Annotated in this window: 16 protein-coding genes; 5 read left to right on the top strand and 11 right to left on the bottom strand. The window is 73.1% G+C overall.

Annotation, left to right across the window (positions count from 1 at the left end; all coding sequences use genetic code 11):
• Nucleotides 1–2: 2 nt before the first annotated feature.
• Genes L107_RS10450 through L107_RS10440 form a run of 3 tightly spaced genes read left to right on the top strand, consistent with a single transcriptional unit; the run spans nt 3 to nt 3,159 of the window.
• Entirely contained in the window at nt 3–1,643 is a 1,641-nt protein-coding gene (locus L107_RS10450; protein ID WP_236550626.1) for a GMC family oxidoreductase, read from the top strand.
• Nucleotides 1,644–1,651: 8 nt separating this feature from the next.
• Complete coding sequence (locus L107_RS10445; protein ID WP_159818605.1) at nt 1,652–2,947, top strand: NHLP bacteriocin system secretion protein; 1,296 nt, start codon at nt 1,652–1,654, stop codon at nt 2,945–2,947.
• Nucleotides 2,944–3,159, top strand: a complete 216-nt coding sequence (locus L107_RS10440; protein ID WP_159818603.1) for a hypothetical protein — start codon at nt 2,944–2,946, stop codon at nt 3,157–3,159. The genes L107_RS10445 and L107_RS10440 overlap by 4 nt, the downstream gene beginning before the upstream one ends.
• On the opposite strand, the gene L107_RS10435 is transcribed toward L107_RS10440, so the two are convergent.
• Genes L107_RS10435 through L107_RS10410 form a run of 6 tightly spaced genes read right to left on the bottom strand, consistent with a single transcriptional unit; the run spans nt 3,120 to nt 7,702 of the window.
• Nucleotides 3,120–4,820, bottom strand: a complete 1,701-nt coding sequence (locus L107_RS10435; protein WP_159818601.1) for a TolC family protein — start codon at nt 4,818–4,820, stop codon at nt 3,120–3,122. The genes L107_RS10440 and L107_RS10435 overlap by 40 nt on opposite strands.
• Nucleotides 4,817–5,080: a hypothetical protein gene (locus L107_RS10430; protein WP_201295866.1), complete on the bottom strand. Its 264-nt coding sequence runs from the start codon at nt 5,078–5,080 to the stop codon at nt 4,817–4,819. The genes L107_RS10435 and L107_RS10430 overlap by 4 nt, the downstream gene beginning before the upstream one ends.
• A 5-nt stretch (nt 5,081–5,085) precedes the next feature.
• Entirely contained in the window at nt 5,086–5,358 is a 273-nt protein-coding gene (locus L107_RS10425; protein ID WP_159818599.1) for a hypothetical protein, read from the bottom strand.
• Nucleotides 5,359–5,400: 42 nt separating this feature from the next.
• Entirely contained in the window at nt 5,401–6,351 is a 951-nt protein-coding gene (locus L107_RS10420; RefSeq protein WP_159818597.1) for an RluA family pseudouridine synthase, read from the bottom strand.
• On the bottom strand, nt 6,351–7,319 hold the full coding sequence (gene ylqF, locus L107_RS10415) for a ribosome biogenesis GTPase YlqF (RefSeq protein WP_159818595.1): 969 nt from the start codon (nt 7,317–7,319) through the stop codon (nt 6,351–6,353). Before ylqF ends, L107_RS10420 begins: the two co-directional genes overlap by 1 nt.
• Entirely contained in the window at nt 7,319–7,702 is a 384-nt protein-coding gene (locus tag L107_RS10410) for a universal stress protein (protein ID WP_106219411.1), read from the bottom strand. Before L107_RS10410 ends, ylqF begins: the two co-directional genes overlap by 1 nt.
• A gap of 140 nt (nt 7,703–7,842) precedes the next feature.
• Here L107_RS10410 and pgk point away from each other — a divergent pair, with 140 nt between their 5' ends.
• Nucleotides 7,843–9,048: a phosphoglycerate kinase gene (gene pgk / locus L107_RS10405; RefSeq protein WP_159818593.1), complete on the top strand. Its 1,206-nt coding sequence runs from the start codon at nt 7,843–7,845 to the stop codon at nt 9,046–9,048.
• 46 nt (nt 9,049–9,094) lie between these two features.
• Here the strand turns inward: pgk and L107_RS10400 are convergent, their stop codons facing one another.
• The 4 genes from L107_RS10400 to L107_RS10385 all read right to left on the bottom strand — a co-directional run bounded on the left by L107_RS10400 (nt 9,095) and on the right by L107_RS10385 (nt 12,500).
• The gene (locus L107_RS10400; RefSeq protein WP_159818591.1) at nt 9,095–9,421 is read right to left on the bottom strand and encodes a hypothetical protein; all 327 of its coding nucleotides are present in this window, start codon (nt 9,419–9,421) and stop codon (nt 9,095–9,097) included.
• Nucleotides 9,422–9,601: 180 nt separating this feature from the next.
• Nucleotides 9,602–10,999, bottom strand: a complete 1,398-nt coding sequence (locus L107_RS16925; protein WP_159818589.1) for an ATP-binding protein — start codon at nt 10,997–10,999, stop codon at nt 9,602–9,604.
• Nucleotides 10,977–11,702 carry a response regulator gene (locus tag L107_RS10390; RefSeq protein ID WP_159818587.1) on the bottom strand — a complete coding sequence of 242 codons (726 nt, stop codon included), beginning with the start codon at nt 11,700–11,702 and terminating at the stop codon, nt 10,977–10,979. Before L107_RS10390 ends, L107_RS16925 begins: the two co-directional genes overlap by 23 nt.
• Before the next feature lie 3 nt (nt 11,703–11,705).
• The gene (locus L107_RS10385; protein WP_159818585.1) at nt 11,706–12,500 is read right to left on the bottom strand and encodes a hypothetical protein; all 795 of its coding nucleotides are present in this window, start codon (nt 12,498–12,500) and stop codon (nt 11,706–11,708) included.
• A 77-nt stretch (nt 12,501–12,577) separates the two neighbouring features.
• Here L107_RS10385 and L107_RS10380 point away from each other — a divergent pair, with 77 nt between their 5' ends.
• On the top strand, nt 12,578–13,660 hold the full coding sequence (locus L107_RS10380) for a glycosyltransferase (RefSeq protein ID WP_159818583.1): 1,083 nt from the start codon (nt 12,578–12,580) through the stop codon (nt 13,658–13,660).
• Here L107_RS10380 and L107_RS10375 read toward each other — a convergent pair.
• Complete coding sequence (locus tag L107_RS10375; protein ID WP_159818581.1) at nt 13,644–14,780, bottom strand: aminotransferase class I/II-fold pyridoxal phosphate-dependent enzyme; 1,137 nt, start codon at nt 14,778–14,780, stop codon at nt 13,644–13,646. The genes L107_RS10380 and L107_RS10375 overlap by 17 nt on opposite strands.
• Nucleotides 14,781–14,843 lie beyond the last annotated feature (63 nt).

Below are 14,843 nucleotides of genomic sequence, written 5' to 3'. Positions count from 1 at the left end.
CCATGAGCACCCCGTCCTCGAGCGCACCGGTCGCCGGTCCGAGCCTCTACACCTCGCCCCTGCCGCAGGCGGAGCAGCTGCAGGTGAGCCACGGGGCCCACTTCGATGTGGTGATCATCGGCAGCGGCGCCGGCGGCGGCACCCTGGCCCGCCACCTGGCCCCCACGGGCCTGAAGGTGCTGGTGCTGGAGCGGGGCGACTGGCTGCCCCAGGAGCCCCAGAACTGGGACGCCGAAGCGGTGTTCCAGCAGAACCGCTACGTGTCGAAGGATCCCTGGCTCGACAGGCACGGCAAGCCCTTCCAGCCCGGCAGCCATTACTTCGTCGGCGGCGCCACCAAGATGTACGGCGCCGCCCATTTCCGCCTGCGCCAGCAGGACTTCGAGGAGCTGGCCCACTTCGATGGCCTCTCACCGGCCTGGCCCCTGCGCTACGCCGACTTCGAGACCTGGTACCAGAAGGCCGAGGAGATGTACCACGTGCACGGCCTGCGCGGGGAGGATCCCACGGAGCCGCCCTGCAGCGGCCCCTATCCCCATCCGCCGGTGGCCCACGAGCCGCGCATCCAGCAGCTGGTCGACGACCTGCGCTCCGCCGGGCTCCACCCCTTCCATGCCCCCAGCGGCGTCCAGCTGGATGAGGCCCACATGGCCTTCAGCCGTTGCCGCAAGTGCAACTGCTGCGATGGCTTCCCCTGCCTGGTGCACGCCAAGTCCGACGCGGAGGTGCTGGGCATCCGGCCGGCCCTGGAGGCCTCCAACGTGTCCCTGCTGACGCGGGCCCAGGTGAAACGGCTGTGCACCGATGCCACCGGTCGCACGGTGACCGGGGTGGAGCTGGAGCGGGATGGCGAGCCGCTCACGGTGAGCGGCGATGTGGTGGTGGTGAGCTGCGGCGCCGCCAACAGCGCCCGGCTGCTGCTGCTGTCGGCCAACGACCGCCACCCCCGGGGCCTGGCCAACGGCTCCGACCAGGTGGGTCGCCACTACATGTTCCACAACAGCAAGGCGATGGTGGCCCTGGCCCATGAACCGAACCGCACCATCTTCCAGAAAACGGTGTCGATCAACGACTGGTATCTCGGGGATGCCGACTTCGACTACCCGATGGGCAACATCCAGATGACGGGCAAGACCAACGGCACGATCATGAAGGGCTACGCGCCCCTGGAAACGTTCCTGATGCCCGGCTGGAGCATGGACAGGATCGCCGAACATGCGCTCGACTTCTGGATCTCCAGCGAGGATCTGCCCGATCCGAACAACCGCGTGACCGTCACCGGCTCCGGCCAGATCCAGCTCAGCTACACCCCCAACAACCTCACCGCCTCGACGCGCCTGGTGAGCCGCCTGGAGGGCCTGCTGGATCGCCTCTATCTGCGGAAGCACCTGGTGGAGCGCCAGTTCTACATCGCCAACAGCATGGGCATCGCCGCCGTGGGCCACCAGGCCGGCACCTGCCGCTTCGGCAGCGATCCGGCCACCTCGGTGCTCGACCTCAACTGCAAGGCCCACGAACTGGACAACCTCTATGTCGTCGACACCAGCTTCATGCCCACGATCGGCGCCGTGAATCCCTCCCTCACCGCCATCGCCAATGCCCTGCGGGTGGGCACCCACCTGGTGGAACGGCTGCGGGGCTGAGGGCGGCGATGGGCACGCCGGAGGAAACGTCGGAGCGGCGGGTGCTGGTGGCCCTGGGCACCGCCTGGGCCCTGACGGCCGGCTGGTTCCTGTTCTGGCCGGTGCCCACCGAGGTGGTCGGCCGGGGAGTGGTGATCGTGCCCGGCGGCGCCACGGTGATCGATGCCCGGGCCGAGGGTCAGATCCTCAGCCTGCCGGTGCGGGAGGGCCAGCGGGTGCGCCGGGGTCAGACCCTGGTCCGCCTCTACCTGCCCACCCTGGAGCAGCAGCTGCGCCGCCAGGAGAAGGACCTGGCCGAACTGATCCGCATCAACGCCGATCTGGACCGGCGCGACCGGGCGCGGCTGGCCTCGGCCCGGCGGCTGCGGGACACCGCCCTGGCCCAGCTGGAGGCGAACCGGGAGCGCCTGGACGCCCTGCGCCGCGTCTACGACCAGAAGGTGGCCGATTTCCGCCATCTGGCCCGCCGCGAGGTGGTGGCCCCCCTGGCTGCGGAGGTGGTGGCCAGCGAGGACCGGGCCATCCAGCTCGACAACAGCGTCGCCGAGCTGGGCATCCGGCAGCGGGAGGCCATCGACGCCTGGGAGAAGGTCCGGCTCGCCATCGACACCGAAGCCCAGCGGCGGCGCTTCGCCATCCAGGACGCCCGCCGTGCCGTGAGGGTCACCCAGACACGCCTGGCCTACGACGGCACCCTCACCGCCACCCGGGACGGGCGGCTGCTCGACCTGCAGGTGGTGCGGGGCCAGACGGTGAAGCCCGGCCAGCGCCTCGGCACCCTGGGGAGTCCCCGGGCGGCCCGCAGCAACGCCGATGGCGGCGGCCAGGCCCAGCAGGCGGTGGCCTACTTCGCCCCGGCCGATGCCCGCCGCCTGCGCCCCGGCCTGGCCATGGAGGTGGTGCCGGACTGGAACGAGCGGGGCCGCTTCGGCGGCATCCGCGGCCGCGTGCGCCGCATCAATCTGCTGCCCGCCACCCGCGAGGACGTCAACACGACCCTGGGCAACCCCCAGCTGGCGGAGGCCCTGGTGCGCAACGGGCCGGTGATGCGCACCGAGATCGCCCTGCTGCCCGGGGGTGGCGGCCCCGGCCTCGATGGCTACCGCTGGACCCTCAGCCGCGGCAGCAGCGTCTTTCCGATCCGCGAGGGGCTGACGCTCAAGGCCCACGGCTACGTGGAATGGCGCCCGCCGGTCAGCTACCTGCTGCCGCTGCTGCGCGACCTCACCGGCAGCTACCGCACCCTGCGCCAGCAGGAACGCCAGGACCAGCCGCCCCTGCGCCAGCGGGACGCCCTGCCATGACCCGCGAACTGCCCTGGCTGGTGGTGGAGGCGGCCCTGCTGGTGGTGCTGCTGCACGCCAATGCCCCGGAAGTGTGGTTCTGGTTCGCCGCCCTGGTGGTGCTGCTGCTGTGGCGCTCGTTCGCCTGGCGCCAGCGCCGCTGGCAGCGGCTGCAGGAACGCCACGGCGACGCTCAGGAGCCCCCCAGCTCCAGCGGCAGCGCCACCGGCTGATCGGGCCGGTCCGGCACCGGCAGCAGTTCGCGCAGCAGCTGGGCGTAACTGACATTGGCCAGGGTGGTGGATTCGGCCACCCCCTCCATCGCGCCGGTCAGGGTGGCGACGGTGTCGGCCACATCGCTGTAGTCGGCCAGCCCCAGCTGGTAGCGGGCCCGCACGTCGCGAAAGGCCTCGCGGGAGGCGCTGTAGGAGGCGCGGGCCGCCACGATCTGGCGCAGGGCGGCCCGATGGTCGTAGAAGGCGGCCTCAAGGCGCTGGCGGATGGCGTTGCGCTCCCGGGCCAGCTGCTGGTCGGTGCGGGCGGCGGCGCTGCGGCTGGCGGCCACGGCGCCGGCGGTGACGCCGCCGTCGAAGAAGCGCCAGTGCAGCTGCAGGCCCGCCGCCCAGTCGGAGCGCTGGTTGAGCAGCTGGGGGATCAGGGCCGAGCTGCAGCAGCCCTCCAGCCGGATCACGGGCTGGGTGATCAGCCCCTGGCCGTAGCCACCGGTGGCCACCAGCCGCAGGCTGGGCAGCAGCTCGGCGGCACGGCGGTCGGCCTGGCGCAGCAGGGCGTCGCGGGCGGCCTGCAGGGCCCGCAGCTGGGGATTGTCCCGCCAGCCGCGCACGATCGTCTGCTCCAGATCGAGGGGCCAGGGGGGCTGAAGCCGCACCGCATCGCTGGCCCGCAGGCTGACATCGAAGGGCACGTTGATCAGGTTGCTGAGCTGGCGCTGGCGACTCAGCTGCAGGGCCTCCGCCTGCTCGAAGCGATAGCGGCTCTGCTGCAGGGCGGCCTCGGCGCGGAGCCGGTCGAGCCGCGGCACCAGGCCCGCCTGCTGGAGCGCCGCCACCTGGTCGCGCACCACCGTGTCGCTCTCGACGACGGCCCGGCGGATCCGCAGCAGCTGATCAGCGAGCTGCAGGCCGTAGTAGGCGATGCTCACGTCCAGCTGCAGCTGGCGCAGCCGGTCGGCGTAGCGCTGGCGGGAGGCCCTGAGGCTGTCGTCGGCCTCGGCGATGGCGGCGGCGCGGTAGGGGCTGAGCAGCTCCCAGGCCAGCTCCACCCGGGCGGCCGCCGCCCCGACGTTGGACTGCACCACATTCCAGCCCTGGTTGCGGACCAGGAACGGGGAGCCCGCTGGATAAATCCCGGCGTTGTCGGTCCAGACCTGGCTGTAGGACCGCTGCTGGCTGAAACCGCCCGCCAGGTTCAGCCCCAGCTCCGGCCAGCGGCGCCCCCGGGCCGAACCGGCCAGGTCCTGCTGCTCGCGCACGCCGAGCACGGCGGCGGCCAGATCGGGGTCATTGCGCACGGCCACCGCCAGGGCCTCGGCCAGGCTGAGCCGCTGACGCCGCTCGATGCGCACCGCGTCGGGCGCCTCGGGCAGGGCGTTCGCCGCCGGGGCCGGCAGCGACGGATCGGGCAGGCCGGGGAGGGTGGCGTCCGGCACCCCGGTGGCGTCGGCCTCGGGCGCGGCGGGCAGCAGGGTGCGGTCGAGCCGTTCGAGGTCGTCCTGGAACCCCTGGAGGCTGCGCAGCAGCGCCGGCGAGGGGGGCGGCAGGCGCCGGGGCCGGGGGGCGGCGATCAGCTCCTGGCCCCAGGCCTGGGCCAGCGGTGCCGCCAGCGCCAGGCCCAGGGCCGGGGCCAGGCAGCGTCGGAGCTGACGCCGGATCACGGCTGGCGTGTCCCGGGGGGCGGACCCGGGGACGGGGCCGATGGCGCGGCGGCTGGTGGGACGGTGCGGGCCTGCATCAGATCGTGCAGACCCAGGCTGGTGCGGGCCAGGCAGCCGATCGAGAAGCAGATCGCCGCACTGCCGAACAGCCCCAGCTGGGCCTCGCGGGTCTCGCCCTGAAGGCGCGTCATCGCCAGCAGCACCACCCCGGCGGCCAGCCAGGGCAGGGTGACGACCAGGCCGAGCTGGGAGCGGGTCATCGCCATCAGCGCAGGCCCAGCTCCCGGCGCAGCTGCAGCTCCAGTTGCCGCACGGCACCGACCCGCGCCATGGCCCAGGAAAGCTGGCAGACGCAGCCGATCGAGAAGCAGATCGCGGCGTTGCCGAACAGCCCCCAGGCATGGCTGTGCAGGTTGAAATCCTCGGCAAGCAGGAGCCGCAGCGCCAGGATCACCAGCAGGCCGGCCACCACCCAGGGGCCATACACCCAGCCGACGAAGAACTGATCGACGAACAGCCGTCGCGGCGGCGGGGCCATGACACCGGGATCCGGGATTTCAAGTCTGCCGGAGCAACGCCCTCAGGTCGACCGCCGCCGCAGGGCCAGCAGCAGTTTCTCGAACACCTCCGGCAGGGGCGCTTCGCACACCAGCCGCTCGCCGCTGATCGGGTGGTCGAGGGCCAGCCGCACCGCGTGCAGGGCCTGGCCGGGAAGCGCCACCGGCAGCTTGCGGCAGCGGCCATAGGTGGCATCCCCCACGATCGGATGGCCCGTGTGGGCGCAGTGCACCCGGATCTGGTGGGTGCGGCCCGTGTCGAGCTTGAAGCGCAGCAGGGCGTAATCGCCCAGGGGTTCGACCAGGCGCCAGTGGGTGCAGGCATGGCGTCCGCTGGTGTCGGTCACCACGGCGTACTTCTTGCGATCCACCGGATGGCGGCCAATGGCCGCCACGATCGTGCCGCTCTCGGCGGCCGGCCGGCCGTGCACCACCGCCAGGTACTCCCGCGAGGCGATGCGCTTCTGGATCTGCACCTGCAGCTTCACCAGCGCCTCCTGGCTCTTGGCGACCACGATGCAGCCGGTGGTGTCCTTGTCGAGGCGGTGCACGATGCCCGGCCGCATCTCGCCGCCGATGCCGGGCAGGTCGGGGCAGTGGTGCAGCAGGCCGTTCACCAGGGTGCCGTCCTTGTTGCCGGGGGCCGGGTGGACCGTGAGTCCGGCGGGCTTGTTGATCACGATCAGATGGGCGTCCTCGAACAGCACATCCAGCGCCATCGGCTGGGGGACCAGGTAGGGCAGGGGCTCCGGCGGCGGCATCCACAGCTCGACGGTGTCGTCGGTGCGCAGGGGCGTCTTGGCCCGGCCCGTGACCCCGTTGACCCGGACATAGCCCGCATCGATGAACTTCTGGATGCGGGCCCGGCTCTGCTCGGGCCGCTGGGACACCAGCCAGCGATCCAGCCGCATCGGCAGCGGCTTCGGGTAATGGAGCCTCAGCAGCTCCCCTTCGCCTTCCCCGAAGGCACCCATCAGCTGGAGGGCGGCTCCTGGGCAGGCCGCTCGGGGGGCGGCCCCGGGGGCGGCAGTTCCAGGGCGATCGGCCCCAGCAGGGAGCGGCGGAAATCATCGAGCAGCCGCTGGGCCATGCGGGGGGTGTCACCGCTGGTGTGGCGGGCCGCCGCCGCCGCGAGCCAGGCTTCGGCATCGGGGATCGTTCGGCCGGGATCCGCTCCGGGCAACGGCGGCACCGCCACCCCGTAACGGCGCTCCAGCAGTCCCGGCGCCACCCCGGCCGCCGCCACCGGCTCCAGCTGGGCCAGCAGGCGCAGGAAGGCCTGGGCCACCGCCTCGCCGTCGTAGGAGGCCTGGCCGATGTCGTCGCAGAGGGCCAGCCGCAGCCCGGCCAGCTGGTCATCGAGGCGGGGGGGCAGCACGCCGGGGGCGTCGAGCAGGTCGAGGTCCTGCCCCAGCCGCACCCAGCGCAGGCTGCGGGTGACCCCGGCGCGGCGGGCGCTCTCCACCACCTTCTGGCGCACCAGCCGGTTGATCAGCGCCGACTTGCCCACGTTGGGGAAGCCGAGCATCAGGGCCCGCACGGGGCGCGGCTTCATGCCCCGACCGGCCCGGCGGGCGTTGAGCGCCTCGCCGGCCCGGATCGCCGCCTGCTGCAGCTGCTTGACGCCGGTGCCCACCTTGGCGTCGCACCACCAGGGCACCTCCCCCCGCTGGCGGAACCAGCCATCCCAGGCCAGGCGCGCCGCGGGGCTGACCATGTCGCGGCGGTTGATCACCAGCAGGTGCTCCTTGCCCCGGATCCAGCGCTGCAGCCGCGGGTGGCCGGTGGCCAGGGGGATGCGGGCATCGCGCACCTCGATCACCAGGTCCACCTTCTCCAGGTTGGCGCTGAGGGCCTTCTCCGCCTTGGCGATGTGGCCCGGGTACCACTGGATCGGTGGGGCGGCGGTGCTGAGGCGGACCGTGTCGCCGACGTCCGGCATCAGGGCACCACCAGCACCGGACAGGGCGCCAGCTGCAGCACCCGGGCGGCGGTGCTCTGGTGATCGCCCTCGAGGGTGATGCCGCGGGTGCCCATGACGATCACATCGGCATTGATCTCATCGGCCACATCGCCGATCACGAAGGCCGGCTTTCCCTCCCGCTCCAGCACCTCGCAGGCCACACCGGCCTGGGTGAAGCTGGCGCGGGCCTGCTCCAGCAGCTGCGCCACGGCGGCGGGATCATGCATCACCCCCTCCTCGGCCTCCACCACCGACAGCAGCACGACACGGCTGCCGTGGCGCTGGGCGAGCTGCAGGGCGACGGCCGCCGTTTCCATCGTCTGGCGGCTCTGGTCGATGGGGAACAGGACGGTGTCGAACATGGCGGAAGGCCCGGCCCTCTTGTCCTAGCGCCGACCGTTGCGGGGGCCAGGGAGCGGGGGTGGGAAGAACCGAATCGCGGCGGCCGCGGAGCGGGAGGCGCCGGAGGCTAATGTCCCCCCGCCTTTCCTTATCCGTAATCATGGCGAAGCGATCCCTCTCCAGCCTCAGTGCCGACGATCTCCGCGGCAAGCGGGTGCTGGTTCGGGTCGACTTCAACGTGCCCCTGGACGAGGCCGGGGCGATCACGGACGACACCCGCATCCGGGCCGCCCTGCCCACCGTGCGCCACCTGATCGACCATGGCGCCCGGGTGCTGCTGGCCGCCCACTTCGGCCGGCCCAAGGGACAGGTGAACGAGTCCATGCGGCTCACCCCGGTGGCGGCCCGCCTCAGCGAGCTGCTGGGCAGGCCCGTCACCAAGACCGACAGCTGCATCGGCCCCGACGCCGAGGCCAAGGTGGCCGCCATGGCCGATGGCGACGTGGTGCTGCTGGAGAACGTGCGCTTCTTCGCCGAGGAGGAGAAGAACGACGCCGCCTTCGCCGAGAAGCTGGCCGCCCTGGCCGACGTCTATGTGAATGACGCCTTCGGCGCCGCCCACCGGGCCCACGCCTCCACCGAGGGCGTGACGAAGTACCTGAGCCCCAGCGTGGCCGGTTTCCTGATGGAGAAGGAGCTCCAGTACCTGCAGGGCGCCATCGATGAGCCGAAGCGCCCCCTGGCCGCGATCGTGGGCGGCTCCAAGGTGAGCTCCAAGATCGGCGTGCTCGAGTCGCTGATCGACAAGTGCGACAAGGTGCTGATCGGCGGCGGCATGATCTTCACCTTCTACAAGGCCCGCGGCCTGGCGGTGGGCAAGAGTCTGGTGGAGGAGGACAAGCTGGAGCTGGCCAAGGAACTCGAAGCCAAGGCGGCCGCCAAGGGCGTCCAGCTGCTGCTGCCCACCGACGTGGTGCTGGCCGACAACTTCGCCCCCGACGCCAACAGCCAGACCACCTCGATCGACGCCATCCCCGACGGCTGGATGGGCCTCGACATCGGCCCCGATTCGGTCAAGACCTTCCAGGCGGCCCTGGCCGACTGCCAGACCGTGATCTGGAACGGCCCCATGGGGGTGTTCGAGTTCGACGCCTTCGCCGCCGGCACCAACGCCATCGCCCACACCCTGGCCGACCTGAGCGCCAAGGGCTGCTGCACGATCATCGGCGGCGGTGACTCCGTGGCCGCGGTGGAGAAGGTGGGCGTGGCCGAGAAGATGAGCCACATCTCCACCGGTGGCGGCGCCAGCCTGGAGCTGCTGGAAGGCAAGGTGCTGCCCGGCGTGGCCGCCCTCGACGAGGCCTGAGGTCCCCCCTTCAGGGCCGGTCCCGGCCGGCCCTTGGCCAGGTTGCTCAGATGCTGTCGGGGCCTGGACGGCGACCCTCCCCCCAGCCCCCTTTGCGCTCCCCCTTGCCCCACTGGGGCAGGGGGATGCCATTGCGCTCGAACAGGGCCTTCATGGCGGCCCGGTGCTGCTCCCGCTGGCGCTGGCTGGCACTGCGCTGCTCCTTCATGCAGGTGCGCAGGGCCTCGCTGCTGCCGGCGGCCGACAGGCAGCGTTCACCGCGCTGAAGGATGGCGATGCGCGCCTGCTGGTCGCTGAGGGCGAGGCGCTTCTGCTCGGGGAAGATTTCGCTGCATCTGGGCCGCCGTGGGACGGCCGGCCGGAGTGGGGCCACTCTGGGCCATGGCGACACCGGTGGAGCCCAGGACCATCGCCAGGACGGCGACGCGGAGGGGCTGGAGCAGGCGGGAGGGCATGGGAGGAACTGTCCTGAACACACCCATGGTGACCGGCAAGTGTGACGGCGATCAGACTGGCCACCGGCCAGGTATGACCGGATGCAACTGAAGCTCGCTCACCCCCCGGCCAGGGGCCAGGCGCGCAGCGCCACGGCGAAGCGTCCCGGCGGCGGTTCGAGGGCTGCGGTGGCCTCCAGCCGGCGCAGATCTCCGCCGTGATCCCTGGCCACCTTGGCGGCGATGGCCAGGCCCAGACCGCAGTGCCCCTCGCCGCCGCGGGCCCGGTCGAGCCGCTGGAAAGGGGTCATGGCCTTGCGCCACTGCTGGGGGTCGATGCCCTCGCCGCAGTCCCAGACCTGGATCTCGAAGCCGCTCTCCACCGCTCCGGCCTCCGCCTGGGGCCGCCCCTCCCCGTCCCCCGGACCCAGGGGCCGCAGCACCAGCCGCAGGGGCGGCCGGCCGTAGGTGAGGGCGTTGTCGAGCAGATTGCCCACCGCCCGCGCCACGGCGATCGGACGGACCCGCCGCACCAGCGGTTCCAGATCCAGCTCCAGGGGCACCTCCCCCACCGCCGCCGCCGCCTCGGACACCAGGGCATCGAGGGGCACCAGCACCGGCGTCTCGTCGGCTTCGGCGCCGGCGAAGATCATGAACTGGCGCGTGATCCGCTCGATCGAGCGGATGTCCGCCTGGGCCCGCTCCAGCTCCTGGGGCGCCATCGGCCCTTCGGCGGCGAGGGTGAGGCGCAGCCGCAGCCGGGTGAGGGGGCTGCGCAGGTCGTGGGCGATGCCGGCCAGCATCGTCGTGCGCTCCCTGCCGGCCTCCTCCAGCCGCAGCAGCATGGCGTTGAACCGGGCCATCAGCTGGCGCACCGCCGGGGCCCCCTGGTCCGGCAGGGCGCCGGGCAGGGCCTCGAGGCCAACGTCGGCCAGGGCCTCCTGCAGGCGGGTGAGGGGCCGCTGGATCTCCAGGGTGAGGTAGAGCAGCAGCGCCCCGAGGGCCCCCAGGCCGATGGAGAGGGTCAGCAGCAGGGGATCGGGAGGCCAGCCGCGGGGGGAGGGCAGGGCGACGAACAGCCACGCCCGCTCCAGGGGGGACGCCATCTCCACCCACACCCCCCGCCGCGGCAACGAGGCCGGCAGCACCGCCGGGCAGCGCCCCAGGCGGCGGCAGAGTTCCTCCTGCAGGCGCAGGGTCTGCCAGCGCAGCCGCCGATCCCCGCCACGGCCGTCCCTGGCCGCCGGCTCCGGCCGCTGGCCCACCACCAGCTGCATGCCGCTGATCTGGCCGAGCACCTCGGGGCTGAAGCGTTCCAGGGCCACCTCCCCCAGCACCACGTTCGCGGCCACCTCCGAGCCGGTCTGGACCAGCTGCTGCTGGGCCAGCCGGCGACCCAGCAGCAGCTGCAGCAGCAGCAGGCAAAAGGCGGCGGCACCGGTGCCCGCCAGCAGGTACCCCAGGGTGCGCCGGAACGACGGGCGACGGCCCTGCTCAGGACTGACGGGGCTTGCCATCGGGGACGAACACGTAGCCGTAGCCCCAGACCGTCTGCACATAGCGGGGCCGGGACGGCTCCGGCTCGATCAGCCGCCGCAGCCGTGACACCTGCACGTCCATGCTGCGGCTGTCGGTGTCGCTGCCCGGGCCCCGGGCCAGTTCGATCAGCCGCTCCCGGGACAGGGGGCGGTGGGGGTGCTGCACGAACGCCGCCAGCAGGGCGAATTCACCGCCGGTGATGGTGAGCGCCTCCCCGTGGCGCTCCAGGGTGCGGGCCGCCAGGTCCACCTCCAGGTCGCCGAAGGCGATCCGCTCCCCGTCGGGCTGGGGCAATCCGCCCGGCAGGGTGCCGCGACGACGCAGCACGGCCTCGATGCGGGCGGTCAGCTCCCGGGGCAGGAAGGGCTTGGCCAGGTAGTCGTCGGCCCCCTGCTCCAGGCCGATGATGCGATCCACCGCATCGGCCCGGGCCGTGAGCATCAGCACCGGCAGGTCGTCGGCCCCGTCCCGCAGCCGCCGCAGCAGGCTGAGGCCGTCGTCGCCGGGGAGCATCAGGTCGAGCACCAGCAGGTCGGGGCGCTGGCCCTCGAGCCGGGCCATCAGCTGGGCACCGTCCCCCATGCAGCGCACCTCGTAGCCCTGCTCCCCGAGGTAGGTGGACAGGAGCTGGCGCAGCTCCGGGTCGTCATCCACCACCCAGATCCGATGCGGTCGGCCCATGGCTCAGGGCTCGAGCGATTTGCGATCGGCGACGACCCGCACCCGCTTGGTGGCGCTGACGATGCCATCGGGATGGACCAGCAGCACCGCCCAGGTCTGGGAGCCGGGGGACAGGGGGGCCTGGACGATCCTGAACAGGCCGCCACCGGCGAGGGCACCCAGTTCCAGGCTGGGGCTGGCCATCGCCGCCTGCTGCTGGGGGGTGATGGCCGCGATGCCGCCCGCGGCCAGGGCCCCGTCGAGCGGCTCGTCGAAGATCACGTCAACGTCGTAGCGCTGGCCGGTCAGCACCGCATCGGGGATCAGCAGGCTCACCGACAGGGGCTTCTCACCGCTGCGCAGCAGGGACTTCTCCCGCAGCACCGTCTGGCCGTTGATGCGGGTGCCGTCGCTCTGGAGGGCGAGCAGCTGTTCCGCCTCCAGCCGGTAGGTGGTGCCGCCCTGGCGCCGGGTACCCTCCACCCGCAGGGTGACCGTGGGCTGGCCGTCCCGCAGCTGGGTGCCGGAACTCAACTGCCAGCGGGCATCGGGGAACTGCTGTCGCAGCAGGCGGCGACGGCTCTCCAGCTGGGCCGGATCCAGGCCAGGGCCGGCCTGCAGCAGGCCCGCCAGGGCCGTGTCGGAACTGCTGTTGAGGGCGCTCTCGAGGGCCTGCAGCTGGGCCGCCGACGGGGGTGCCGCCACGGCAGGGGCCCCGCCGGCGCCGGCCGCCACCGCCAGGCCCACCAGGCAGGCGGCGAGCCGCTGCGGTGTCCGGACCGGGGGCAGGGGGGCGGGCGGCGGGCAGGACGGAGCCATGGAGGGGGAGGGATCCGGGGCGGCGGTGGGCGGACCGGAGTCGGCTTTTAAGTTAGGCGCGCTCGTCCCACCCGCCCATGCCGACCCTGCTGATCGCCGCCAGCGGCACGGGTGGCCACCTGTTCCCGGCCCTGGCGGTGGCCGAGGCCCTGCCGGACGACTGGCAGGTGCACTGGCTGGGGGTGCCGGACCGGCTGGAGACCGAGCTGGTGCCCAGCCGCTACCCCCTGCACACGGTGCGGGCCGGGGGGCTGCAGGGGAAAGGCCTGCGCAGGCTCTGGAACCTGCTCCAGCTGCTGCTGGCCGTGCTGCCGGTGCGGCGCCTGATCCGGCGCGAAGGGGTGAGCGCGGTGTTCAGCAGCGGCGGGTACATCGCGGCACCGGCGATCCTCGCCGCCCGCTGGTGCGGGGTGCCGGTGGTGCTGCACGAGAGCAACGCCGTCCCGGGCCGGGTGACCCGGCTGCTGGGGCCCCTGTGCACCCGGGTGGCGGTGGGTCTGCCCCAGGCGGTCGAACGGCTGCCCCGCTGCCGCCCGCTGGTGTGCGGCACCCCGGTGCGGCGGTCGTTCCTCAGCCCCGCAGCATTGCCGGCCTGGGTGCCCCGGGGCGCCGGCCCCCTGCTGCTGGTGATGGGCGGCAGCCAGGGGGCCCTGCGCCTCAACCGCATGGTGCGGCCCCTGCTGCCGCTGCTGGCGGCCAGCGGCTGCCGCGTCGTGCACCTCACCGGCAGCCAGGATCCGGACGCCGGCCATCTGCGCCTCGACGGGGTGGTGGAGCGGGCCTTCAGCGATGAGCTGCCGGGCCTGCTGCAGCACTGCGACCTGGCCATCAGCCGTGCCGGCGCCGGCAGCCTCAGCGAACTGGCAGTCTGCGGCACCCCGGCGATCCTGGTGCCCTTCCCCCAAGCCGCCGACCGCCATCAGGACGCCAACGCCGCCGCCGCCGCCGCCGTGGGTGCCGCGGTGATCGTCTGGCAGCACGACCCCGGAGAGCCCGCCCTGGAGCGGGCCGTCTGGCGCCTGCTGGGGCCCCGCCTGCGGGGCAGCGCCGCCGCCGCCGACCCCCTGGTGGGGATGGGTGATGGCATGGGGACCCTGGCGGTGCGGGACGCCGACCAGCGGCTGGTGCAGGTGCTGGAGCAGCTCATCGTTCGCGCCTGATCTGGGCCAGGGCGGCCAGCAGGCGTCGGTTGCCGGCCCTGTCCTGGACGGCGATCCGCAGCCAGTCCTCCCCCAGGCCTTCGAAGGAGCGGCAGTCACGCACCAGGATCCGGTGGCGGCGCTCCAGCGCCAGCCGCAGTGGCTGCAGCGACGCGGCCGGCGGGCGGCTGCGCACCAGCAGGTAGTTGGCGGCCGAGGGCAGGGGCTCCAGGCCCGGCAGGGCCGCCAGGCGGGCCGCCAGCCAGGCCCCTTCGACGGCCACCCAGCGCTGCACCCGCCCCTGCCAGCGCCGCAGGCCGGCCTGGTCGGCCAGCAGGAACCGGCCCGCCGCCGCCGCCAATCCGTTGACGGGCCAGGGATCACGCCAGCCCGCCCAGCGGGCCAGCCGCCCGGGGTCTCCCAGGGCGTAGCCAAGCCGCAGCCCGGCGATCGAAAAGAGCTTGGTGAGGCTGCGGATCACCACCAGCCGGGGGTGGTCCGCCAGCAGCGGCACCAGCGACTGCTCCTCCCCGCCGGGCACCAGCGGCAGGAAGGCCTCGTCCACCACCACCAGGGCGAAGCGCTCCAGCAGGGGTGCCAGGGACGCCCGGCTCCAGAGCTGGCCGGTGGGGTTGTGGGGATTGGTGAGCCAGAGCACGGCGGCGCCGGACCCGACAGCCTCGACCGCCTGGGCGGCGGCCTCGGCCAGGGGCCAGGGGCCCGGCCCGGCCCCGGACCCGTCGAGCGGCAGCGGCAGGGAACGCCAGGCACCGCCCCAGCAGGCCAGGGCGCGGCGGTAGTCGGCGAACCCCGGCGACGGCAGCAGACTCAGGCCGTCGGCCGTCGCGTCCCGGGCCGCCCAGGTGAACAGCTCGGCGGCCCCATTGCCGGGCAGGACCATGGCCGGATCCAGGCCGTGCCAGGCGGCGATGGCCTCGCACAGGGCGGCGTAGTCCCGGTCGGGGTAGTCCCGCAGATCGCTGCCGAGGGAGCGGATCAGCAGGCGCCGCAGCCGGGGCGGCGGCCCGAAGGGCACCAGGGAGGCGCTGGCGTCGAGCAGCTGCTGCGGGCGGCAGCCGAGCCGCCGGGCGGCCGCCTGCAGGTTGCCGCCATGGGGATCCGGCGGTTCAGGCGTCCCCATCACCGGGTGGAGGGCTGGCACCGGCTCCAGCGAACATTAAGGCGGTTGTAACACGGAAGCAGG

This window comes from Cyanobium sp. Copco_Reservoir_LC18, from assembly GCF_009834675.1.
Taxonomy (GTDB): domain Bacteria; phylum Cyanobacteriota; class Cyanobacteriia; order PCC-6307; family Cyanobiaceae; genus Cyanobium; species Cyanobium minutissimum.
Note: the sequence above shows the minus strand (reverse complement) of the source record. Positions and strands in the feature narration are given on the sequence as shown.